The organism is Pantoea dispersa (genome assembly GCF_014155765.1).
Taxonomy (GTDB): domain Bacteria; phylum Pseudomonadota; class Gammaproteobacteria; order Enterobacterales; family Enterobacteriaceae; genus Pantoea; species Pantoea dispersa.
In genome coordinates this window covers 470,013-492,717 of sequence record NZ_SCKT01000002.1, presented here as the reverse complement: position 1 = coordinate 492,717, position 22,705 = coordinate 470,013, and the positions used below count along the sequence as shown (strand labels likewise).

Below are 22,705 nucleotides of genomic sequence, written 5' to 3'. Positions count from 1 at the left end.
TCCTTAAGCCTGACCATCCTATTTCCAGCCGGGTGTTGGCGATGTTCGCTTATCCGAATCATTTATTTAAATCTCATCGAATGTCACTGACTTTCGCCGCGCCTGACGCGAATTATTCAGGGTATATGTTTTCAATCTCTGAGTAGAAGTTCAGATACAGCACAACATACAACGCCGTATCTGTTTCTATTTGCCTGGTGTGGCGCTGGAGATAATCTATCTCCGTTAAATTAAGGTGTTAAACATTCTGATCAGAAGCCAAGTGATTTCGCATTCTCTGGCGTTACTTCGAGAATTTTATTAAAGCGAATCACTTTCTTATCCATATCGACGTCGGCTTTGCCCAGACCTTCAATGCTCAGGTCTTTAGTGACTTCTTTACCCTGCAGCAGCTGATCGGCAACCGAAACCAGGGCGTAACCGGCATCTTTTGGATCCCACAGCAGGACTTTTTTGATGTCACCGCGCATCAGATATGGCGCAGCCTGAGCCGGCATAGCGATACCGACAACCGCGATTTTATTTTTCGCCCGCTTCTGCTGAACCGCCTGACCGGCACCGATCGGACCGAGCGAGCCAAAACCGATAATCCCTTTGAGATCAGGATAGGTTTTCATTAAATCCAGCGTGGTGGAATATGACTTATCAATATTTTCTGCCACCGGCAGGCGTGACGTGACTTCATGCATCTCCGGGTATTTTTCTTTCTGATATTTGATCGCCGCATTGGCCCACGCATTATGTAATGGCACGGTCAAAGAGCCGACATAAATGGCATAACCGCCTTTGCCACCCATATCTTTTGCCAGCTCGTCCATATTGGCTTCCGCATATTTCTGGCTGTCGATGGTTTCAACATCCCACTGACCAATTTGCTGGTCCGGCGATTCATGGGTTAATACAACGATGCCCTGGTCGCGCGCTTTTTTCAGTACCGGCTCCAGTACTTTGGCATCGTTTGGCACCACAATGATGGCGTCAACTTTTTTGGCAATCAGATCTTCAATCACCTTGACCTGCTGCGCCGGATCGGGCGTCGAGGCGCCAACCTGATAGGCGTTAACATCCAGTTTCTGCGCGGCTTCTTTTACGCCGACTTCCATGCGGGTGAACCACGGAATACCGGTAACTTTGGCCACCACGGCGATATCGTAAGGTTTGGCAGCGAATGAGGGTGTTGTGAATAACATGCACGCTGAAACCACACATGCACTGACTAATGCGAGGTTAAATTTCATTTTGGTACCTTTCTGATGAGGTTCTGATATAGGGAACAGGCGGTTGCTATTTAATTCACGCTCAGAGATTAACTTACCCGTACATAGGTTTTCGCGCAGATGTGATGGAAATGTGAGCAAAGCCCATAAATGTTAATATTAATGATTAAATATGTTAAATAATAGTTAATTTAGAGAAAGTTGTGGCACGATTCTGAGCTTTATGATGGCTTTTGCTGCCATTTTACAACATTAAAAGATCTATTAATTAACAATAATGTTACATTTAAAACACTCCGCAACGGGTTTTATGACTGCAAAGTCACCGCGATGTCTTTTAAATTGCACGGATTGTGAACAGCGTCACGGGAGCAGGCGAAGAGGTTTTGCACTGCCTGTGCAGATGCCCGGGCATGATGTAAGCCACATCCACACCAGAGGCAGGTCGGGCATGCACGCAGCTATGGTTCCTTATGAGCGAGGAGCGGACAGCGCTCAAAGATCAATCTCATACTCAATAGCCTCTTTAATTTTCGCCAGGGCCTCGCTCAGCTGATTCATCGTGACTGAGCCAAGAGCAAGACGAATAGCATGCGGCACACAGTTTGAGGTGCTAAAGGGTTCTGCTGTGGAAACAGAGATATGTTGCTGCATCAATCGGTAAACAAGCCTGTCAGCCCTCACTTCCTGAGGAAGTGATAGCCAGATAAAGTAAGAGTCGTCATGGCTTACCCATTCACAGTTCACAAGTATTTTGCGCGCCAGCGCCTGCCGGTGACGCGCGTCCCGTCTTTTCAGCGCCTCAAAGCGTTTAAGTGTGCCATCTTTAATCCAGTCGCAGACAATCGAAACCATGAGGGAGGGAGTATTCCAGGTCGTTGCCCTGATGGCTCGCTCCAGGGCAATTCGCATTTCAGCGGGACACACCACGGCACCGACGCGCAGGCCAGTGGCGACACTTTTAGCAAAACCGGTAACATAAACGGTTCTTTCGGGCGCATAAGTGGCAAGCGGCGGCGGTGGACGACGGACAAGAAATGCATAGGCCGCGTCTTCGATGATAAGAAGATCGAACGTTCTGGCAATCCGGGCCAGCTCCCTGCGCTGGGCATCATTCATAACCCAGCCAAGCGGGTTATGCAGTGTTGGCATGGTATACACCGCGCGCAGGCGCCGGCGTTGGCAGATTTGCCTGAATGCCGTCAGGTCCGGTCCACTGGCATCAGCGGGTATCGCCACCAGCTCCAGATGATAGAGGCTGGCCAGGGCTTTGAAGCCAGGATAGGTCAGAGCATCTACAGCCACCACATCCCCGGGTTTCAGCAGCCCCATAACAGCAACGCTAAGACCGTGCTGCGCGCCATTTACAATCAAAACCTCATCAGCAGACGCGGTCATGCCGGAGGCATTGAGCCATAACGCGATTGTCTCCCTGTCGCTTTGCCTGCCAGCGTGCGGCTGGTAACGCAACAGTGAAGCCAGATCGCCAGATGTGGCCAGCTGTCGCATTGCCTGGCGTAACCGTTCCGCCTGGTCCGGTAGCGTAGGATAGTTGAAGTTCAGATCGAGCACGTCAGACGCCACTGCGTACTGATCCAAACCCAGCCCGGCGGGCAGCGAAATTTCCCTGACAAATGTTCCTCTTCCGGTTTCTCCGCTCACCAGCCCCATGGCTTCCAGCTCAGCGTAAACGCGGGTAGCCGTTGCCAGTGACACGTGCTTTTCAGCCGACAGCGCTCTGTGGGTAGGCAGGCGGGCGCCCGGCAGGAGCGCGCCTGTTCGTATCGCGGAAGCGAATTCATCCACGATGACTTTGTATCGAGCTTTCATGGATTGTATCTATGACAATTATTTGATTGTCATAGATGCTGTTACTTAGCATGGGCGCTGTCAACGTTATCTGTTAAATCATTTATCGAACTTAATGAGGTCATTTGTGACAGCTACCAGGGTAATAAATACACATACTGGCCTGAAGTCAGGTTGGCTGAATGGGCTGGCAGGCGTGATCATCTTCAGTGGCTCTTTGCCCGCAACACGCATAGCAGTGCGGGAAATGGATCCCTTTTTTCTGACTTTTTCACGCGCTGCAATTGCCGGTGTGCTGGCCATTATGGTGATTCTCTTTTTAAGTCAGGCTCGTCCTCAGCGACATCAGCTGATTTCTCTGGTTGTCGTTGCTGCAGGTGTAGTGGTTGGTTTTCCTCTTCTGACAGCCATGGCGCTGCAGCACGTTACCTCGGCTCACTCTATTGTCTTCCTCGGTCTGCTGCCCATGGCGACGGCTATTTTCGGCGTTATCCGGGGAGGCGACAGGCCCAGGCTGGCTTTCTGGATTTTTTCTGTTGCCGGCAGTCTGCTGGTGATGGGATTTGCCCTACTCCAGAAGAGTTCTGTATCAGTAACCGGCGATCTTCTGATGCTGGCTTCCGTGGTTGTGTGTGGCCTCGGCTATGCCGAAGGTGCAAAGCTTTCGCGTGAATTGGGTGAATGGCAGGTTATCTGCTGGGCACTGATTATTTCCCTGCCGCTGATGCTTGTTGCCACCCTGGAGACCTTGCCTGAGAACATAGGCGAAATAAGCCTTCAGGCGTGGCTTTCACTGGGATATGTATCGCTGTTCAGTATGCTGATTGGTTTCATTTTCTGGTACAGGGGACTGGCTGCAGGCGGCATCGCCGCTGTGGGACAATTACAGTTGCTGCAGCCATTCTTTGGTCTCGGACTTTCAGCAACGTTACTGTCTGAAACGGTAAGTCCGATGATGATTCTCATAACGCTCGGCGTGATCCTGTGTGTCGTTGGCTCGCGCAGGTTTGCACTTTAGGTCTTAGCCTCCTGTCGTCTGGATTTACGTAAGTGTCCGCGTTGAGCAAAAAGTGGACCACGATATGCGACGATCAGCCTGATTCTCAATACCGGAACAGTTCATGCTATAAACGATTTAACTTTTCATTCACCGACGATTGAGGGAATTTTCATGTTTGCGGTTGAGGAAATAAAAGTGAAGTATCCTGGCGCAGATGCCTGGCAAATGGGTGACAGCGCGGAACTGGCCAGCAAGCTGGCAGAACTGGTAAAAAAAGGCATCAAAACAGCTTCCTGCGGATCGTTTACCGCTTACCAGCAGGAGGAGTCTGCTCCGAAGATTGGGAGCTATAACATTATTCTTGATGGTCAGAATACCCCGGTCTGTGTGATCAGATTGATTTCACTGCGGCTGGTGCGTTTTTGTGATGTTACAGAAGCGTTTGTCCGCAAAGAAGGTGAAGGCGATTTAAGTCTTGAATTCTGGCAGAAAGAACACCAGCGCTTTTTTAGCCGTGAAGGTCATTTTTCAGAAGATATGGAGTTGATTGCTGAAGAATTTGAAGTGGTAGAAGTGCTGTAAGATCAGGCAAAAGGTCAGCATTTTATCGGCGGCCATCAATAATAATGTCCGCTTTTAGCTTACAGAGGACTTAGCACAAGTCCATTTCTGCTATGAGCGCGAAGCGGTCATCAGCTATTTATAGACAAAAAATGCAGGCTTATAGCATAATGCTTATCAATTGAGAGTAAACAGCAGGCACATTTTTGTAGCGGCGCAATTTATTGCGCGAAGCATTGATGGGCACGGTGCTGCTATTAGTAGGCGCGATTAATCGCGCCGCTACGAAATGTGCGGTAAGTGAATTTGGGACTTAACTGAACGGCATTAAGGCTTATAGCATGGTTGCTTATTTATCAACGGGAGCTGGTTTCTATCCATCTGATGCTGTGTATCCATCATAAATGCATAGTTAAACCGATTTCAGTAATGCTTTTTCCTGGAAAAAATCCCATCGCATTTAGTGTGTAGCAATAAAGCAGGCTTATCATATAGTTGGATGGTAAACTTTCGAAACTCAGCAGGTAATCGAATGATCTTAAGTGTTAATCACGTTGGTTTTTCAGTTAAAAACATTGAAGACTCCGTATTCTTCTGGACTCATATCCTTGGAGGTGAATTATTACGCGAAGGAAAAATGTCTGGACCCATAATCGATGAAGTCACAGGTGCAAGGGGAGCTGATGTACGGATGGCTTTGCTTGAACTGGCTGGTATCAAAATTGAATTACTACAATATAATAATATTGAGCAGCCAGCAGAACCTTCAGCACCTTATATCCCAGGCTACGCTCACCTTGCTTTTACAGTTGAAGATCTTGATACACTGTTGAGCAAAGTATCAGACTATGGCTGGAAGACGCCGGGTAAACCTCAGACAGTGTTGTCAGGACCGATGAAGGGAACCAGAGTAATATATTTACAAAGCCCTGATGGTCAGACGCTAGAGTTGATGGAGCACAGTCAATGAAGTCCACATGGCATAGCCCGTTATCTGCTTATTGAAACAGTGATGTTTGCAAAGTCCGCTTCTGGCACAAAGCGGACAGACGCGGAGCATGGTCCGCTATGAGCGAAAAGCGGACACTTAAAACTGATATTTGTTAGATTGATTACAGGGAACTAAATGATTAACATCTGCTCTTTCGGACAAAGAAAATGACTGTTAACGATTCTCTCTTCGCATTCTCTCTCGCAGCATTGTTACTTACCCTGACCCCCGGCCTTGATACGGCACTTATTCTGCGCACTGCTTGTGCAGAGGGCGGCAAAAAGGCTTTTCACGCTGCGCTTGGCATTGATGCTGGCTGTTTTTTATGGGGGGCGCTGGTCGCATTAGGCCTTGGTGCACTTCTGGTGGTTTCAGAAATGGCTTATACGGTGCTTAAAGTTTGTGGCGCGGTCTACCTGAGCTGGCTGGGTTTACAACTGCTGATACGTCCCCGATCATCTTTCAGTGATGGCGATGATGACAATGGTTTTCAGGGGAACTGGTTTATCAGAGGAATGTTGGGAAATGTGCTAAACCCTAAAATGGGCATTTTCTATGTCTCCTTTTTGCCGCAGTTCATACCTGCCGGTCACTCTCCTTTGATATGGACTTTTATCCTGGTCAGCATCCACGTGGCGATTGGGACTATATGGTCAGTCACACTCATTTTAAGCACGCATTTTGCGTCAGCTATTTTGAAGAAAAATCGCGTTGTCCAGATGATGGACAGAGCAACAGGGGGCTTATTTTTATGCTTTGCGGCTAAACTTGCTATGAGCACAAGATAGCTGGCAGGACTGGCTGAAAACGTCCGCTTCTGGCACAAAGCGGACGTCAGCAACCGCATCATACGGTCCCTACAGAGAAACCGGGTAGACAGCTTTTGATATCAGGGCTGAAAGGTTTCAAAGAAATGCTTCTCAGCCTATGTCTCACATATTAATGTGTTTAAACAAATCACTTACATGGAATGAAGAGAGTAATGTACTGGGAGTCAGAAAGGCTGCTTTACAGACCAGTAGTAATGTCCGATCTGGATGCGCTGTTTGGCATTTACGGTGACATCAGAACTCAAGCGTTTAACCCGAGGGGTCCACATCGGGACATTGAGCATAGTCGTAATGTTATCCTGCAGCGAACCGCAGATCGTGAGCGTTATGGGTTTGACGACTGGGCTGTTTCTGAAAAGGCGGATCCAGAAAGGATCATTGGCTTTGGAGGTGTATTTGTCAGTCAGTTCAATGGCCGACAAACGAATAATTTGGGCTACCGGTTTGAACCAGAATCATGGGGGAAAGGTTATGCAACCGAGCTTGCCTGTCGCGCTTTAATATATGCATTCGACGAGCTAAAACTTCCTGAAATTGTCGGAGTTACACGCGAAAATCATATCGCCTCTCGCCGCGTTCTTGAAAAAGCAGGTCTGTTGTTTAACCAAAGGATAGACAATCCTGAGGACCCACCGGCTAACCTGATGTTCACTCTGACTCTCGAGCAATGGAAAAGGTTAAAACGACAGCCTTGATGCATGGTTACATCTTTTGACTACATAATGTTAAGTCCACTATGAGCTAAGAACGCACATCGATTTTTGAGAAGGATAACTGTTATGATAAATTCTGACGTAAAGACATTCAATTGATAGAAATCGGTGAAGGTAATAAAAGGGAGGTGTAATGTTCGTCCCGGATTTTATTAATGAAGTTCATGGAGAGTTTATACTTGTAGCCAGCCACAGCCTGGCATCTCCGGAATCAATAAAACTCAGTATTGCGTATAATATTGCCAGAATATCCTATGGACTATCGCAACTTCCATCGCACATTCAAACTTGTCGGGTCGTCTATGATATCAGAGGACAATCGATCTCCGACCTGGTCCTGGCCCAGATTAAAGAAGCATTCGAGCAGGTAGCAATTGTGGAGTTTAAATTCTGATGGGACTTCAGTTAATTGTAAAAGCTGATCTTAAGAAGATAGAAAAATCTTTGGGCTCACTGACATCAGGTTGTGAAATATTCGCTATTGCTGAAGGCCTTTTCGGCATTTCAATTCCAGAGCGAACTCTCTCATCCGTAGGTGAAGATGTCGTTCTACACAAACTTGAACAACTCAAGCGTTTTGACCTTTGGCAGGGGGCCTGGCAAGAGCCAAAACGGCGTTGGCTCTGGTGAGTTTCAGCTTTGAGCGATCTGCGGATATTACTGACAACGCGGTGTATCAATCTTTTGGGGCAGGTCACGGACATTCACAGCTTTGCCATGCAGGTCATGCACAATCACGAACCGATCTGTTTCGCAGATGCGTCAAAAAGGCAGCGTAGAACACTACAACAGCGAGACATGCTTCTGCTTTAAAACCATGCGCAGCTCTTTATCAGGTTCGCCATCAACAATCAGCGTACTGGCCAGCTCCAGATCCCCAATCGCGAAGGCGGAGGCGGAATTAAGTTTCTCTTTTGACACCATGACAACGGTCTCGGCGGCTCTCCCCGCCAGCGCGCGCTTTATGCCAGCCTCTTCATAGTTGCCGGTCGTGAGGCCGGCGGTTTTATGCACGCCGGTAACGCCCATGAAAAACAGATCAGCATTAATACGCGCAGCCGCCTCATGGACAGCCGATCCCACCGCGACCACCGAGTGGCGATAGAGCAGCCCGCCCAGCGTTATCACTTCTACCCGTGGAAAATCCACCAGCGCAACCGCAATATCGGGGCTGTGGGTGATCGCCGTGAAAGCCAGGTCTGCTGGCAGCAACTGCACCAGTTCTGCTGTGGTAGTGCCGCCATCAATAATCACCACCTGACCGGGCTGAATCAGCTTCACCGCCTTTTGTGCCACACACTGTTTGGAACTCATTTGCACGTTTTTGCGTTTTTCGAAGGATGCCAGCGCGGCTGAAACCGGCAGCGCGCCGCCGTGCACGCGCTGTAACAATCCTTCAGCGGCCAGTTCCCGCAAATCGCGGCGTATTGAGTCCTCGGATATGCCGAAACGCTGACTGAGCTCACCTGACATCACCTGATTTTCAGCCGCCAGAATCTTCAGAATCTGTTGTTTACGCTGGCTCGATAGCATAATTACCACTCACGTTTTTTTCTTGAATTTGCACGATTATGCATGATAGCGTCTGTTTTGTCATCTTCAGGAGGCAAGCTATGCAGCAGAAAATACGCAATATCCGTGAGCAGCTGTTGTCCGACAACTGGTACACCCTGAAAAAATACACCTTCGAATTACAGCGCCGTGACGGCTCATGGCAGGAGCAGCAGCGTGAAGCGTATGACCGCGGTAATGGTGCCGTCGTGCTTCTCTATAACCGCCAAAAGCGCAGCGTGGTGCTGACCCGCCAGTTTCGCTTGCCGGTTTTCATTAATGGTCACCACGGTTTTTTGATTGAAGCGGCTGCCGGGCTGCTCGATAACGCTTCGCCGGAAACTCGCATTGTCGCGGAGGCAGAAGAAGAAACCGGTTACCGGGTGCAGCATATTGAAAAAGTCATGGAAGCCTTTATGAGTCCGGGTTCGGTTACCGAGAAACTCTATTTCTTTATCGCCGAATATGCTGATGACGATCGCCAGAGCAAAGGCGGTGGCCTTGCCGACGAGGGCGAGGATATTGAAGTACTGGAATGGCCTTTGACTCAGGCGCTGAGCGCAATTCGCAGCGGGGAGATTATGGATGCGAAAACCATCATGTTACTGCAATACGTTGCCATGAATGTCCATTTTGAGGAGCCAATACCATGCTGATCCTGATTGCCGGCCCTGTGCGCAGCGGCACCGAAGGAGACCCGGTCTTAATTCACGCCAATATACAAAAATTAGATGAAGCCGCTCTGCAGGTTTATCACAGAGGGCATACGCCGGTGATTGGAGAATGGCTGGCATTACCTCTTGCCGCCGCCGCAGGTTCAAAGGCAATCGGTGATGAAATCCGTGAGGCTTATCTTTATCCGGTTGCACATCGGCTTATTCAACATTGCGACGCGATCTTACGTATGCCGGGCGCGTCGCACGGCGCCGATAACGATATACGGATTGGCAGAGAACGCGGGTCAAAAATTTATACTGACATAGATGAGATTCCGATCGGGTGATTATGCTTTCACTGGATGGCGACGATGCCAGCGCGGCCATTCAGGCTTATGGACATTTGGCTTGTCGCCGTCATCCAAACACGAGTATTTTTCGCGAATAAAACAAACTCATTGATGCTGGGGAAATATGCCACTATTGCTGATGGCGGTTTCTCTGCATCGTCTGTTGCAGTGATTCATAACTTACCGCAGCGATGTCGGCTGCTGGCACACAATGAAGGCATTATTTATGAATGATTCTGCATCTACATCCATCGGTCTGCTGCTGTTCCCTGCGCTTACGCAGCTTGACCTGACCGGTCCGTTTGAAGTCTTTGCGCGGGCACCAGACACGAAGGTGCATCTCATCTGGAAAAATCTGGAGCTTGTGGTGTCAGACCGGGGGATGGCGATTCAGCCAACCACCACGTTTGACACGTGTCCTGCGCTGGATATTATCTGTGTTCCCGGCGGACCTGGGCAGATAAACCTGATGGAGGATGAAGAAGTCCTGTCGTTTATCCGGGCTCAAAGCAAACAGGCGAAGCTGGTAACGTCGGTATGCACCGGATCGCTCGTGCTGGGCGCGGCCGGGCTTCTGGAGGGATATAAAGCGACGACGCACTGGGCTTCGCTGGATCAGCTGGCGCTATTGGGCGCAGAGCCGGTAAATGAGCGCGTTGTACGCGACCGCAACCGTATAACGGGCGCCGGTGTGACTTCAGGTATCGATTTTGCCCTCAGCGTCGTATCAGAGATGTTCGGATCGGATATCGCGCAAAACATTCAGCTGCATATGGAATATGACCCTGCCCCGCCCTTTGACTGTGGCTCACCCCGCTCCGCATCTGAAGAACAGCTGAAAAAAGCTCAGCAACAGGTTGCGCCATTTATTGAAAAGCGGCGACAGGCAACGTTGAAAGCCGCTGCCAGACTGCAGAAATAACGGGCCGGCACAGAGCGGACTTTCCCACCGACGAATGCCTCGATGAGCGAAAAACGGACCTACAGGTAAGAGTGAATAGGCTTTTGTCGTCATAAATTTATTTTGCATTAACGAACACGGCCTTCAGAAATTACACCGTTAAGTGGCTTGCGATGATAGGGTGACATCCTTGCCACATTAAGAGGAAAAACGAATGATTGTAAGAACCTGGCACGGTTGTGTTCCGCTCAAACACGCTGAAGATTTTGCTAAACACCTTGAGAAGACAGGTGTAGAACATTCACGAAGCATTGCCGGGAATATAGGCGCTTATGTGCGCAGAGAAACACAGGGTGACTGGGAGCATTTCTTTCTGGCAACTTACTGGAAGGATCTGCAGTCAGTAAAGACCTTCGCGGGAGAAAACTATCACGTGGCAGTGACGTATCCGGATGACGAACAATTTGAGTTACTTTCCGATCCGTACGTTTTTCAGCACACCGTGGAAACCGTTTTACCGCTTTAACCCCCTTTCAGGGCGACTTAGCGGTGATCCTGATGCGTTTCTAAATTAATACCAGGCGTCAATGTCCGCTTTGCGCGACGAGCGGACATTTCTTTCATTAGTCACGAGCCGGCAGGCGCACCCCTGGGTTCAGAGGCTGAGCAGTGGAATGCCCGCGTTCAGAGTGAGTCCCAGACATGTCCGGCTTATTACATTACTGATATTTCAGAAATGAGTTGATGGTTAAGATTGCCGCCTCGTTCTATATTTCAATTAGGCAATACATACTACTAAGGACATCTGTCATGCTCATGCAACGCACGCTCAAAACAACCTTTGCTCTGATGATTGGTTTCGCCGTTTTTGTTGCACCGGCTTATGCAAACCCTGGCAATGGCAATGGCAATGGCAATGGCAATGGCAATGGCAATGGCAATGGCAATCACGGTAATAATGGCGCGCACGGAAATAAAGAGCAGGGTTACGCATCGTCGAAAAACGAACATGGACATCGCAAGAACGCCCGACACCCCGATCATGTTCAATCTGATATCAGCTTCTCTCAGGCACGAGCGCTCGCCGTCAACTATGGTTTGGTAGGCTATCAATCTCTGCCGCCGGGAATCGCTAAGAAAGTGGCGCGTGGGAAAGCATTGCCACCGGGTATTGCTAAGAAAAATTTGCCAGCATCCATGATAAATGCGCTGCCTCATTACCCCGGCTACGAGTGGCGCGCGGTTGGAGATGATTTAGTGCTTATTGCGTTGAGCACAGCAGTTGTGACCGCCGTGATTAACGGTGTGTTCAACTAACCACAGACTGCAAGCCCGGCTAAAAGAGATCGCCGGCAAAGTCATCTATACGCAAACAACCTGTTTCCCGAATTGCTTGCAAATCAAACGGATGATGTCCGCTTTTCGCGCAAAGCGGACATCGGTCTGTTCGTCAATTCGTTCTATGGCAAAAGCCGATGTTTACGATTATCCGACTCAAATGCCCCCAGACGAAACCCACATAGTGCTGTATTTAGCGGCTAATTACTGAGTGGGAAAAGGTGAATCAAATTAGCGGCCAGGGGATAAATACCTAATGATCGCGTTGAAGCCCTGAGGTCATCAATGGAGGCGCCTTCTTTCGGCATGCTTCCTCCCCACACCGTAATTCCTTCCGAAAGATGCGACGGGCGCTGCTGGCTTTCGTCACTAATTTCAACGGTTTCACCATTACTTAATGTGATAATCAAAGATGCAACATCCTGTGTTTCGGATGTTCCATTTTCTTTTTTAAGTGTAATTTTCATTAGCCTTTTCTCCGTCATGAATATTCATATGGCTATAATACCAGGCGTTTGGCTCCCTTTCTCGATTATGACATTGATGTTGTGTCCTCTTCTCGCTCATCGCGGGTATTAGCAAATCATGAAAAATGATAATTAAAAAATTAGTTATTACAAAGTTGAATAATCCGTTATCTCTTTCATGCCTGATAAATAACTTTAGCTGAGGAGGAATGATGTCAGACGACGACCAGAAATGCCTCGAAGCTTGTTATCTTTGTTGCGGCAGGTAATCACTGTGCGGCTTCGTGCCTTGCGAAAGAGATGCTGCGCATATGCATCAAACTGGATAAGCAGTGGGCAAATTTCTGCCGGATTTACGCTGATATGTCATTAATGTGGTCATGCCAGATATAGCCAGCCACAAACAGGCAGTTTTCGTTCTCCCTCTTCCCACCGCCTGAATGCGTCTTAGCTTTTCTGAGTTACCTTTCAGGGTTTCAGAATGACTTTTGTCCAGCCATTATCACGATCATCAAAATGCTTATAGCCATCGGCAGCGTCCGCCAGAGCGAGACGATGGGAGATGATCTGCGCCGGATTGGCCCTGCCCTGATGGATAAGCCTTGCGAGCTGGCGGTTGTACGCTTTGACATTACACTGACCGGTCTTGATTGACTGACCTTTGAACCAGAAATTCCCAAAATCGAATGGCACTTTACCCTCTTTGGCCAGGTCGGTCGCGCCTCCGGGATCCTGCGGAACAAAAACGCCGACCGCACCGATGCCGCCCGTGGCCTTAGTTGACGCGACAAGGCTGTTGAGCGTGGCAGAGTTATCCTCGTGGCCATGTTTATTGCAGCATTGATATCCCACACACTCGCAACCGCAATCCGTGCCGCGCCCGTCGGTTAACTCGAGAATTTTGTTTACTGCCTCATCGCCCACACCATTGATCGCTACTGCACCCAGTTGTTCGGCCAGCGCCAGTCTGTCCGGATGGGTATCAACCACAAACACCTGCGATGCGCCTTTAATCATGGCCGAGTGAGCCGCCATCAAGCCGACCGGGCCTGCGCCGTAAATCGCCACACTTTCTCCGGGGCGCAATCCTGCCAGTTCAGTGGCATGCCAGCCGGTGGGGAAGATGTCGGAAAGTAAAACGTAGTCCTCCTCTTTTTCAACCGCATCCGGCGGCAGCACCAGACAGTTAAAGTCAGCATAGGGAACACGCAGTAACTCAGCCTGTCCGCCATCCCATTCGCCCATTTCAGCAAAGCCATAGGCGGCACCGGCCGTACCCGGATTTGCCGTCAGGCAATAGCCGGTTAACCCTTTCTCGCAATTTTCACAGAATCCGCAGCCGACATTAAAGGGCAGGCAGACATAATCGCCAACTTTGACCCGCTCAACCGCGCTACCGATTTCAATGACCTGCCCCAGATTTTCATGGCCAAAGATGCGACCCTGTTTGAAGCTGGTGCGTCCTTCGTACATATGCAGATCTGAACCGCAGATATTGGTGGTGGTAATACGGACAAGCACATCGGTAGGGCGAACGATTTTGGGATCCGGAACCTCTTTGACTGAAACGTCAAAAGGTCCGTTATAGACAACTGCTTTCATGGTGTTCTCCTCACGTGCATGATCAGTTATGAAGGCTGCGGCTGCGTGACGCTTTGCTGTCGCCGCCCTCTCAGTGATGCTGCTTTTTCAATCAAACGGCTTGGTTGAATGTGTAAGTGTAGAACAGCTCATGAAGTCACCCGGGAGTATTAATATTATGTAACTCTATGAATTGTAAGCACCGTTTCGCTAAACGCCCTTTATCTCCGCCTTCTTCCAGGCCCCTGGCGCACCACACCGCTACGCTGACTTGGCCTTGCACTGAATCCCGTAACAGCTATTGTCCTCAACCTCTGCCTGGTTTGAGTACCACATGAAAAAGCCCACTCCAGGGTGGGCTTAGGCGTACACACGGTGACCAGCGTCATGCAATTAGTCAAGTATACCGGAGGGGCAGAAATTGCCTTCCCATCCAACTATCTTAGCGCCTGGATCCAGATCTCTCACCGATACGCTATCCCCGCCAAATTCTGAGCCAGTGACGACGATATCGTAATCATGATTTGGCTGAGGAATGAATCTGGTGGAGACAGATCGTTCTGTATTTTGGTAGTAGCCCGGCTGAGTCCAGTAATGAATTATACTTATCAGTTGCCCTGGCTTGATCGTAAATTCATTTATGAAAGCCCCCTTATTGTTACTTGATTCTGGCATTCCGATTTTTTTATTTCCTGACACAGGAATACCGAGAATAGCCAGACCAGCTGTAACCCGGCGCTCTAAAACTTTTTTATAACAGCCACTCGGCTGTTTTTCGTAAAATTGCAGGGCTGTATTGCCCTCAGATGCAGCACGAACCCTGGCTGCATCTGAACCTTTATAGTCTTCCAGAGAAGGCCTAAACCCAGCCGAACATCCACTTAACAACGTTACTATTATTCCCGTAATAACCAGTTTTCCATACATGCGCATCTCCTTACGTTTCTGTCGCTCCTGTTTTTATCGGCCTGTGGGTGTGAAATCTTTAACAGAAATTAAGCCAGCCATCCGGGGATAATCTGTCCCTGGTATACCTGCCTGACACCTGAACAATGTCCGCTCCCGGCACCAAACGGCCCTACCCCCTGCGCACTCCGCTATCAACAACACGCTGCCATCATAGCTAAAGCAAAGCATCAGGTGATTATTGAGACTTAACCTGTTAGTTTAAAACGATGAAAACTTGCTCAGCCCTGTCTTCCGCAATCATTATTATCACCCTGCACGTTCAGGTGGGATAACGTTTGCCATTTTCCCGCCGGTAAGGCGGGCCTTACCGGTAATCAACCAGTGAGGTCAGCCATGAACACCACCGATGTCGCATCACCTGAAAAAGCCACACTTCACCTGTTATGTGGAAAAATTGCGTCGGGTAAATCTACGTTATCCGCAAAATTAGGCGCTGCACCGCGCACGATCATTATCAGTGAGGATCGCTGGCTTGCAGCGCTCTATGCCGATGAAATGCACACGGTCGCGGATTACGTGCAGTATTCCTTTAAGCTCAGAAATGGCATGAAACCGCATCTGGTGTCATTACTTAACGCGGGGATGTCGGTAGTGCTGGATTTTCCGGCTAATACACCCGCCAGTCGTGAATGGATGATGAGTATCATTAAAGCATCAGGTGCTGCTAACCACCTGCATTTCCTTAACGTCCCTGATGAGGTGTGTAAGAGCCGATTACGTGCCCGTAACGCAGCAGGCACTCACGATTTTGCCGCTTCAGATGAACAGTTTGAAATCATAAGCCGTTATTTCTCAGCGCCAGCGGCTGATGAAGGTTTCAATATTATTGAATACTGCTCTTAAGCCGCCGGGTTGCGGCTTATGAGGTGCTAATTTCATGACGCAACTGGATTCTGCGCCATTAAACGGCGCCCGATAACGGCGCCGTTTGCTCATCAAGACTGGTTACCCCTCTCCCCTGCCGATTTGCCAGATGCCGGTTGGTGGCGTGCCGTTGACTTTCCAGTCACCGATGTCGCGCGCTTTGTAGATTACCGGGTTATGCGACGAGACGGTGCGCGCATTGCGCCAGTGACGATCCAGCGCTTTGCTGACGCGCGTATCCGACGCGCCAAGCGCATTAAACAATTCGGTGGCAGCACGCGGCACCAGCTCGCTGGCGATCACCTGCGCCTGTCCGGCCTCGGCTTCCGCCAGGTTGTTGATGGCGGCGATGGCCGCTTCATCGGCACTGACGTGCGCTTCATATGCTGATTGCAGTGAATGGGTAGCGCGAATCACTGTGGCTTCGACGGCAAATGCCAGACTGGTGATCTCGCCCACCACCTGCAGCACCTGTGCATCCAGCCGTGAGGCCGCTCCGTTGCCGTGACTGTAAACGCGGTTGCGTGCGGCAACGGCTGCCGCGCCGTCCCGCGCGACCGCGCGCGCAATGCCCGCCAGCGTCGCCAGCAACACATGCTGGTAATACGCGGTCTGATAACGGAAGCGCGTGGCAAAATCATACACGTGCTGCGTCTCCACATGCGCGTGTTCGAAGCGCGTCGTGCCGCTGCCGGTCAGGCGCTGGCCAAATCCGTCCCAGTCATCTTCACGCGTGACGCCCGGCTGATGCGTATTGACCAGCGCGATCACGTCACCCTGATTGTCATCGCGACGCGCGTAAACATCTATCCAGTCGGCGAACAGCGCACCGGTGCTGTAAAACTTCTCGCCATTCAGCGTCCAGCCATTGGCGGCAGGCGTAACGCGGGTGATCACGTCGCCCAGCCTGACGTTGCCAATCTCCGTCCAGCCGCTGCCCACCAGCTCGCCATCAACAAAACGGCGAAACCACGCATCGCGCTCCGCATTGTCCGGCTGGTTGAGCCGGTCCTCGACAAAAGCAAAGTGCGCGCGCAGCGCCTGCGGCAGGTTGGAATCTGCTTCCGCCAGCTCAATCAACAGCTGAAACAGCTGCGGCAGCGAGGCGCCCCAGCCACCTTTTTGCTGTGGAATACGCACCGTGCCAAAGCCGGCTTCCTTCAGCCACTGCAGTGGTTCATAAGGCAAGGTACGCGTACGCTCGCGTTCCGCCGCGCCCGCCGCGATGCGGGCAAACAGCGGTCGGAAGTGTGCCGCCAGCGTGTCATAGTCAGTACCGGTAGAGAGAATGCTCATGTTTTACTCCTGAGGGGAAAGGTCGTCGATGTCGTGGCGGGTCGGTTCGTGACGCACCGCCAGCAGGAAAAAGATCGGAATGATGGCGGCCAGCGATACCACCCAGAACATGTTGGTGCCGAGCGCCGCCTGCAGAATCGGCAGAATGAAGAGCGCCAGCGCACTGCCGATGCCTGACAGCGCACGGCTAAAGCCGACGCCGGTCGCGCGAATCGAGGTGGGATACGAGAGCGCCGGATAGACCATCAGCTGCGCGCCCGGGCCAAAGCCTTCAGCGAACAGCCACAGCCCGAGCATCAGCACCGCGAACACGATGCCCACCAGCGCCTGCGGGTGGCCAATCAGTGCCAGCGCCACCAGCGCCAAAAACTGCAGCGCAAAGCCAGCGATCGCCACGTGGCGTGACGGATATTTCCACGCCAGGCGCATCCCCAGCAGCCCGCCGGTAAAGGCAAACAGCGCGTTCAGCCCCAGCGAAGCTGAGATGGTCTCGAACACACCGGCACCAAGAAATTGCGCCAGTATCGACGGCAGGAAGAAGGCGATGGCGGTGTACTCAAACGAAATACAGATATTCATTACGCCGGCAACGATGGTGCGTTCACGCCACGGCTTCTGGAACAGTACGCGAAAACTCACCTTCGGTGCCGCCGCCGCGGGTGGCGTTTCTGGTTCTGCTTCGTGTGCATGAATACCGTACGAATCACGCAGGATACGCACCGCCGAGGTCAGATCGCCCTGATTTGCGGCCCACAACGGTGATTCATTCATGAACTTACTGCGCACCGCGATGATCAACAGCGCAGGTATCGCGCCAAACAGCAGCGAGGCGCGCCACAGCCAGTCGAGATGATCTTTAGGCAGCAGAAAATAGAGGCCAAAAATCAGCAGGAAACACACAGTGGAAGCCGCATACCACATCGGGCACCAGGCCGCGAGCCGTGCGGCTTTGTTGCCTTTGCCGGCAAATTTAGAGAATTCCGCCAGATAAGACATCGCCACCGGCAGATCGATGCCCACGCCAATGCCCATCAGGAAGCGCGCGCCAATCAGCACCCAGACGTTGGGTGCTAAGCCCGCCGCAATCGCCGATACGACAAAAAACAGCATGTCGGCCATGAACACCGAATAGCGGCCGTACTTATCCGTCAGCCAGCCACCAATCAGGTTGCCGACGATGGTGCCGACCATGATGGATGAAGTGACCAGCCCGGTGGTGAACGGCGATAGCTGGAACTCGCGCACCACGTCATCGATGCCGTACGACAGTGTGGTCAGGTCGTAGGCGTCGAGGAACACGCCACCCAACGCGAGAAACACAATCATGCGCGCATAGTTGTTTTTGCTACTGCGGGTGTTGATCAGCCTTGCCACATCACTGACCGAACGTACCGGTTGCGAAGCCGGCAAGGTGTTTTCTAAAGGAAGAGTACTCATAACGCCTCACGTCTGTTTTTGTTGTGCAGGTGAGGTGGTTATAAGCGCTTTATGCAGGGAACCAAAGCAACAATATTTGCTATTAATTACAATATAATCAATAAGATAACAAAGACACCAACACTAAAACCCGGACGCGCAATGCGGGTCCGGGTAGCGTATTCGGCAGTAAAGTTATTCAGCAGAAACCGGCACCAGTACGCCTTTGACCAGCGGGTCATCGGTGGTTTTTAGCCACTGCTGTACGCGCGGATCGGCAAATGCCTGTCTGAGTTTGACGATGTTCTCCTGCTCCAGGTAAGGCGTACCGATCACCAGCTGCGAGGCAAAGGTGCGCGGCGCGGGCGGGAACAGAATGCCTTTGTCACGCGGGACTTTACCGGCGTCAAACTGCGACACATAACCAATCGCCGCATCGACCGAATTAAGCGCCCGCGGCATGGTCAGCAGATCCAGCTCTTTGAACACGAAACCGTGCGGATTACCGACAATGTTTTTCAGTTTGGCGGTGCGCGGTTCTACCGTTGGATCGAGGGTGATCAATCCCTGACGCGCCAGCAGCCAGAGCGCCTGGCCCTGATTCGCCCCATCGTCGGGCACCACAATGGTTGCGCCCTGCGGCAGATCCGCCACAGAGTGGTAGCGATCGGAGTAAATACCAAAGGCCCACTGGAACAGAGGCAGGCTGGAAGTGAGCTGGAAGCCGTTAGCATCGACCACCTGCTTCAGCCACCACTGATGCTGATAGACCGTCGCAGCATACTGCCCTTCTGCTACCGCACGGTCCGCCTGCACCGGATCCTGCACACCGACCGCCTCCAGCTTCAGGCCGTAGTCCGGCGCGATATGCTCACCCACATAGTCAATCAGCTTCTGTTCCCCGGCCATTGCCGGCTCATAATGCACTTTCAGCGTGGTGCCAAACACCACCGCCTGCGGCTGCTGGCTGCGCCACAACCAGCCAGCGACGGCCAGCAAAATGACCACTATAATCAGCAGCAGCCACGGCCAGCGGCGTGTTTTACGTAACTCAAATTCTTGTGTTGTCATAACGATGTCCCCTGAGGATGGCGCAAGGCCGCAACCAGCCGGTCGCCGAAAAATTGAATGGTCTGAATCAGTGCAATTAACACCACGATGGTGGCGATCATGATGTGGTTATCGAACCGCTGATAGCCATACACCACCGCCAGGTAGCCAATGCCGCCAGCGCCAATGGTGCCGGCGATGGCCGAGTACTCAATCATGGAGATCAGGTTGAGCGTGATGGCTGCGACAATCGCCGGCAGCGCTTCACTCAGCTGGGCGGAGCGGATGATCTGCCAGCGCGAACCGCCGCACACCAGCCCCACGGCGGTAACTTCTCCGGGCAGCTCGCGTAATGCGTTGTCGACCAGGCGGCCAAAGAAAGGAATCCCGGCGGCGATCATCGGTACCACCGCCGCCGGAATGCCGATAGTAGTGCCGGTGAGCCAGAAGGTAAACGGAATGATGGCCGCCATCAGCACCAGAAACGGTAACGAGCGCCCCATATTGACGATCCAGCTCAGCACCCGATGCACGCCGCGCTGCGGAAACAGTCCGCGCGGCGAGGTGTTAAACAGCACCACGCCAACCACGCCACCGAGGCTCACCACAAACAGCATCACAATGGCAACCATCAGCGCGGTTTCACCCAGCGCTGGCAGCATCAGTGCCGGAATTTCAGGCCAGGGCGTGTCCTGGCTTATCACGGATACGCTCATACCGCCTCCCGCAAGGGCGGCATGCTGACAGCAACGCTGGCCGCCAGGCCATACTGCTCCAGCTGCGTCAGCAACCGTGCCAGCGGCACCTGCTCCTGCTGAAAATGAATGCCCACCTGCAACCGTCCGGCCTGGATGCCATTGACCCGCTCGACATGCGCACCCAGCAGATCCACCTTTAAAGCGAACTGCTGGCTGATGCGCGAAATCCAGTCGCTGGCCACCGCGACATCGGTACGGTAGCTAAGCTGCAGCACCAGTCCGGCATCACTGACTTGTGCCGTCAGCGGCAGCAGCCGCTGGCCGAGCGCGCTGTCCGGCTGTGCCAGCAGCGCACTGACGGTGCCATACTGCACTATCTCTCCATCGCGAATCTCGGCAACCGCATCCGCCGCCTGACGTACGGCATCCATTTCATGGGTGATCAGCACGATTGCCAGCCGGTAGTCGTCACGCAGTTTTTTCAGCAGCTCAAGGATGGTGACCGTCGCTTCCGGATCGAGGCCGGAGGTGGCTTCGTCGGCCAGCAGTACAGAGGGACGCAGCGCCAGCGCGCGGGCAATACCGATGCGCTGCCGCTGCCCACCGGAGAGCTGGGTGGGAAAGGCGCTGGCTTTGTGGCTCAGTCCGACACTCTCCAGCAGCTCGCCGACGCGGGCGCGGATATCGCGCTCGACCACACCGAGATAGCGCAGCGGCAGCGCGATATTTTCCCAGGCACTTTTACGCTGCAGCAGCGCGGAAGACTGAAATACCGTGCCGATGGCGCGGCGCGCGCGGCGCAGCGCTTCGCCATCCAGCCGGGATAAGTCGCTGCCGTTAACCCGGATGCTGCCGCCGCTCGGCTGCTCCAGCAGGCTGATGCATTTCGCCAGCGTAGATTTTCCGGCACCGCTCGGTCCGACCACAGCGGTGATGCTGGCTTCCGGCACCTGCAGCGTGATGTTTTTCAGCACGTCGGTGACGCGACCGTCCGGCGCACGGTAGTGTTTACTCAGGCGCTCGATTTCGATCATATGACCTCCTGCTGCTGCGCGCTGCGTACGCGATAGCCAGCACCCGGATGCGGCGCACTGAGCTGCGGCCCGGCGGCAAACAGCTTTTCGCGTAGCGTGCCCGCGGCGTAATCCTGTTTGTAAACGCCGCGTTTTTGCAGCTCCGGAATCAGCAGCTCGACCACATCCTCAAAGGTTTCATGGGTCAGCGCATACGCCAGGTTGAAACCATCCACGTCAGTCTCTTCTACCCAGCTCTGCAGCTCATCCGCCACCGTTGCCGCACTACCCACCAGCAGCGGGCCAAAACCGCCGATGCCCACCCAGTCAGCCAGCGCTTTCACCGTCCATTGACGATCGGGATCGGCAGTAGAGAAGGTTTCAACCGCTGACTGAATGGCGTTGGTGTGCAGGTATTTCAGCACCTGGTCCGGCTGATATTGTCCAAAGTCGATGCCGGTCCAGCCAGAGACCAGCGCCAGCGCGCCTTCGTAGCTGACCCAGTTTTTATACTCCTGCCACTTCGCCTGTGCCGCCCGATCGGTTTCACCGACAATCACCGTCTGCAGGTTGAAGATCAAAATACTACGCGGATCGCGACCGGCTTCGGCTGCACGACGCCGGATATCGGCCACGGTTTTCTTTAACAGCACTTTGGACGGCGCGGCGACAAACACACATTCTGCGTGCTCAGCCGCAAACTGTTTGCCGCGGCTCGATGCACCGGCCTGATACAGCACTGGCGTGCGTTGCGGCGAGGGTTCACACAGGTGGATGCCCGGTACGTTAAAGAAGGTACCCTGATGGTTAATCGGATGGATTTTGCTGGGATCGCTGAAAATACGACGCTGACGATCGCGCAGCACCGCATCCTGCTCCCAGCTGCCTTCCAGCAGTTTATAGACCACCTGCAGGTACTCATCGGCATAGTCATAGCGGCTGTCATGATCGGTTTGCGCTTTATGACCAATGTTGCGCGCGCCGCTCTCCAGATAGGAGGTAACGATGTTCCAGCCAATGCGGCCTTTGGTCAGATGGTCCAGCGTCGACAAACGGCGCGCGAATGGATAAGGATGCTCAAACGACAGCGAGGCGGTTAAGCCGAAACCGAGGTGCTCTGTGACCAGCGCCATCGGCGTAATCAACGCCAGCGGATCGTTCACCGGCACCTGAGTGGCCTGGCGTATCGCCGCGTCACCGTTGCCGTTCAGCACATCGTAAATGCCGAGCACATCGGCAATGAACAGGCCGTCAAACTTGCCGCGCTCCAGCAGGCGCGCCAAATCAACCCAATATTCCAGATCTTTATACTGCCAGGAGCGGTCACGGGGATGGGCCCAGAGTCCGGGCGACTGGTGACCGACACAGTTCATATCAAAGGCATTCAGGCGTATTTCGCGTTGCGATGGCATAGCAATCTCCATAGCGAGGCCG

25 protein-coding genes are annotated in these 22,705 nt (G+C 52.4%); 13 read left to right on the top strand and 12 right to left on the bottom strand.

Annotation, left to right across the window (positions count from 1 at the left end; all coding sequences use genetic code 11):
• Nucleotides 1–251 precede the first annotated feature (251 nt).
• Both H7K56_RS09075 and H7K56_RS09070 read right to left on the bottom strand, forming a co-directional pair.
• Entirely contained in the window at nucleotides 252–1,238 is a 987-nt protein-coding gene (locus H7K56_RS09075) for an autoinducer 2 ABC transporter substrate-binding protein (protein WP_058781967.1), read from the bottom strand.
• Between the two features lie 474 nt (nucleotides 1,239–1,712).
• Nucleotides 1,713–3,047 carry an aminotransferase-like domain-containing protein gene (locus H7K56_RS09070; RefSeq protein ID WP_150360143.1) on the bottom strand — a complete coding sequence of 445 codons (1,335 nt, stop codon included), beginning with the start codon at nucleotides 3,045–3,047 and terminating at the stop codon, nucleotides 1,713–1,715.
• 94 nt (nucleotides 3,048–3,141) lie between these two features.
• Here H7K56_RS09070 and H7K56_RS09065 point away from each other — a divergent pair, with 94 nt between their 5' ends.
• The 7 genes from H7K56_RS09065 (at nucleotide 3,142) to H7K56_RS09035 (ending at nucleotide 7,751) form a co-directional block, all read left to right on the top strand.
• Entirely contained in the window at nucleotides 3,142–4,044 is a 903-nt protein-coding gene (locus H7K56_RS09065; protein WP_150360142.1) for a DMT family transporter, read from the top strand.
• Between the two features lie 153 nt (nucleotides 4,045–4,197).
• The gene (locus tag H7K56_RS09060) at nucleotides 4,198–4,608 is read left to right on the top strand and encodes an ASCH domain-containing protein (protein WP_170264730.1); all 411 of its coding nucleotides are present in this window, start codon (nucleotides 4,198–4,200) and stop codon (nucleotides 4,606–4,608) included.
• 511 nt (nucleotides 4,609–5,119) lie between these two features.
• Entirely contained in the window at nucleotides 5,120–5,557 is a 438-nt protein-coding gene (locus H7K56_RS09055) for a VOC family protein (protein ID WP_150360141.1), read from the top strand.
• Between the two features lie 188 nt (nucleotides 5,558–5,745).
• The gene (locus H7K56_RS09050) at nucleotides 5,746–6,366 is read left to right on the top strand and encodes a LysE family translocator (protein ID WP_104093487.1); all 621 of its coding nucleotides are present in this window, start codon (nucleotides 5,746–5,748) and stop codon (nucleotides 6,364–6,366) included.
• Between the two features lie 194 nt (nucleotides 6,367–6,560).
• A complete protein-coding gene (locus H7K56_RS09045; protein ID WP_150360140.1) occupies nucleotides 6,561–7,103 on the top strand; it encodes a GNAT family N-acetyltransferase in 543 nt (180 codons plus the stop codon).
• A gap of 151 nt (nucleotides 7,104–7,254) precedes the next feature.
• Nucleotides 7,255–7,515: a hypothetical protein gene (locus tag H7K56_RS09040; RefSeq protein ID WP_104093485.1), complete on the top strand. Its 261-nt coding sequence runs from the start codon at nucleotides 7,255–7,257 to the stop codon at nucleotides 7,513–7,515.
• Nucleotides 7,515–7,751, top strand: coding sequence for a hypothetical protein (locus H7K56_RS09035; protein WP_072208584.1), 237 nt, complete (start codon nucleotides 7,515–7,517; stop codon nucleotides 7,749–7,751). Before H7K56_RS09040 ends, H7K56_RS09035 begins: the two co-directional genes overlap by 1 nt.
• 153 nt (nucleotides 7,752–7,904) lie before the next feature.
• Here the strand turns inward: H7K56_RS09035 and H7K56_RS09030 are convergent, their stop codons facing one another.
• On the bottom strand, nucleotides 7,905–8,654 hold the full coding sequence (locus H7K56_RS09030) for a DeoR/GlpR family DNA-binding transcription regulator (RefSeq protein WP_150360139.1): 750 nt from the start codon (nucleotides 8,652–8,654) through the stop codon (nucleotides 7,905–7,907).
• A gap of 80 nt (nucleotides 8,655–8,734) precedes the next feature.
• Here H7K56_RS09030 and H7K56_RS09025 point away from each other — a divergent pair, with 80 nt between their 5' ends.
• The 5 genes from H7K56_RS09025 to H7K56_RS09005 all read left to right on the top strand — a co-directional run bounded on the left by H7K56_RS09025 (nucleotide 8,735) and on the right by H7K56_RS09005 (nucleotide 11,896).
• Nucleotides 8,735–9,328 (top strand): NUDIX domain-containing protein, encoded by a 594-nt coding sequence (locus tag H7K56_RS09025; RefSeq protein ID WP_059010026.1) that lies wholly within the window; start codon nucleotides 8,735–8,737, stop codon nucleotides 9,326–9,328.
• Entirely contained in the window at nucleotides 9,322–9,675 is a 354-nt protein-coding gene (locus H7K56_RS09020; protein WP_021508783.1) for a hypothetical protein, read from the top strand. Before H7K56_RS09025 ends, H7K56_RS09020 begins: the two co-directional genes overlap by 7 nt.
• A gap of 229 nt (nucleotides 9,676–9,904) precedes the next feature.
• Nucleotides 9,905–10,600, top strand: a complete 696-nt coding sequence (locus H7K56_RS09015; RefSeq protein WP_058781960.1) for a DJ-1/PfpI family protein — start codon at nucleotides 9,905–9,907, stop codon at nucleotides 10,598–10,600.
• A 193-nt stretch (nucleotides 10,601–10,793) separates the two neighbouring features.
• Entirely contained in the window at nucleotides 10,794–11,105 is a 312-nt protein-coding gene (locus H7K56_RS09010) for a hypothetical protein (protein WP_088517478.1), read from the top strand.
• 284 nt (nucleotides 11,106–11,389) lie between these two features.
• A complete protein-coding gene (locus H7K56_RS09005; RefSeq protein ID WP_150360138.1) occupies nucleotides 11,390–11,896 on the top strand; it encodes an anti-virulence regulator CigR family protein in 507 nt (168 codons plus the stop codon).
• Between the two features lie 221 nt (nucleotides 11,897–12,117).
• On the opposite strand, the gene H7K56_RS09000 is transcribed toward H7K56_RS09005, so the two are convergent.
• The 3 genes from H7K56_RS09000 to H7K56_RS08990 all read right to left on the bottom strand — a co-directional run bounded on the left by H7K56_RS09000 (nucleotide 12,118) and on the right by H7K56_RS08990 (nucleotide 14,892).
• Entirely contained in the window at nucleotides 12,118–12,384 is a 267-nt protein-coding gene (locus H7K56_RS09000) for a hypothetical protein (protein WP_150360137.1), read from the bottom strand.
• Between the two features lie 468 nt (nucleotides 12,385–12,852).
• Entirely contained in the window at nucleotides 12,853–13,986 is a 1,134-nt protein-coding gene (locus H7K56_RS08995; RefSeq protein ID WP_150360136.1) for a glutathione-independent formaldehyde dehydrogenase, read from the bottom strand.
• Nucleotides 13,987–14,358: 372 nt separating this feature from the next.
• Entirely contained in the window at nucleotides 14,359–14,892 is a 534-nt protein-coding gene (locus H7K56_RS08990; protein WP_150360135.1) for a hypothetical protein, read from the bottom strand.
• A 375-nt stretch (nucleotides 14,893–15,267) separates the two neighbouring features.
• On the opposite strand from H7K56_RS08990, the gene H7K56_RS08985 reads away from it, so the two are divergent.
• Complete coding sequence (locus H7K56_RS08985; RefSeq protein ID WP_150360134.1) at nucleotides 15,268–15,777, top strand: P-loop nucleotide/nucleoside kinase family protein; 510 nt, start codon at nucleotides 15,268–15,270, stop codon at nucleotides 15,775–15,777.
• 102 nt (nucleotides 15,778–15,879) lie between these two features.
• Here the strand turns inward: H7K56_RS08985 and H7K56_RS08980 are convergent, their stop codons facing one another.
• From H7K56_RS08980 to H7K56_RS08955, 6 genes are all read right to left on the bottom strand, one after another.
• Nucleotides 15,880–17,094, bottom strand: a complete 1,215-nt coding sequence (locus H7K56_RS08980) for an acyl-CoA dehydrogenase family protein (protein ID WP_150360133.1) — start codon at nucleotides 17,092–17,094, stop codon at nucleotides 15,880–15,882.
• A 3-nt stretch (nucleotides 17,095–17,097) separates the two neighbouring features.
• The gene (locus tag H7K56_RS08975; protein ID WP_150360132.1) at nucleotides 17,098–18,531 is read right to left on the bottom strand and encodes an MFS transporter; all 1,434 of its coding nucleotides are present in this window, start codon (nucleotides 18,529–18,531) and stop codon (nucleotides 17,098–17,100) included.
• Between the two features lie 174 nt (nucleotides 18,532–18,705).
• Nucleotides 18,706–19,581, bottom strand: a complete 876-nt coding sequence (locus H7K56_RS08970; RefSeq protein ID WP_058770426.1) for a MetQ/NlpA family ABC transporter substrate-binding protein — start codon at nucleotides 19,579–19,581, stop codon at nucleotides 18,706–18,708.
• Nucleotides 19,578–20,276: a methionine ABC transporter permease gene (locus H7K56_RS08965; RefSeq protein WP_058770425.1), complete on the bottom strand. Its 699-nt coding sequence runs from the start codon at nucleotides 20,274–20,276 to the stop codon at nucleotides 19,578–19,580. Before H7K56_RS08965 ends, H7K56_RS08970 begins: the two co-directional genes overlap by 4 nt.
• Nucleotides 20,273–21,292, bottom strand: coding sequence for a methionine ABC transporter ATP-binding protein (locus H7K56_RS08960; protein ID WP_058770424.1), 1,020 nt, complete (start codon nucleotides 21,290–21,292; stop codon nucleotides 20,273–20,275). Before H7K56_RS08960 ends, H7K56_RS08965 begins: the two co-directional genes overlap by 4 nt.
• Nucleotides 21,289–22,683 (bottom strand): LLM class flavin-dependent oxidoreductase, encoded by a 1,395-nt coding sequence (locus H7K56_RS08955; RefSeq protein WP_058780980.1) that lies wholly within the window; start codon nucleotides 22,681–22,683, stop codon nucleotides 21,289–21,291. The genes H7K56_RS08960 and H7K56_RS08955 overlap by 4 nt, the downstream gene beginning before the upstream one ends.
• Nucleotides 22,684–22,705 lie beyond the last annotated feature (22 nt).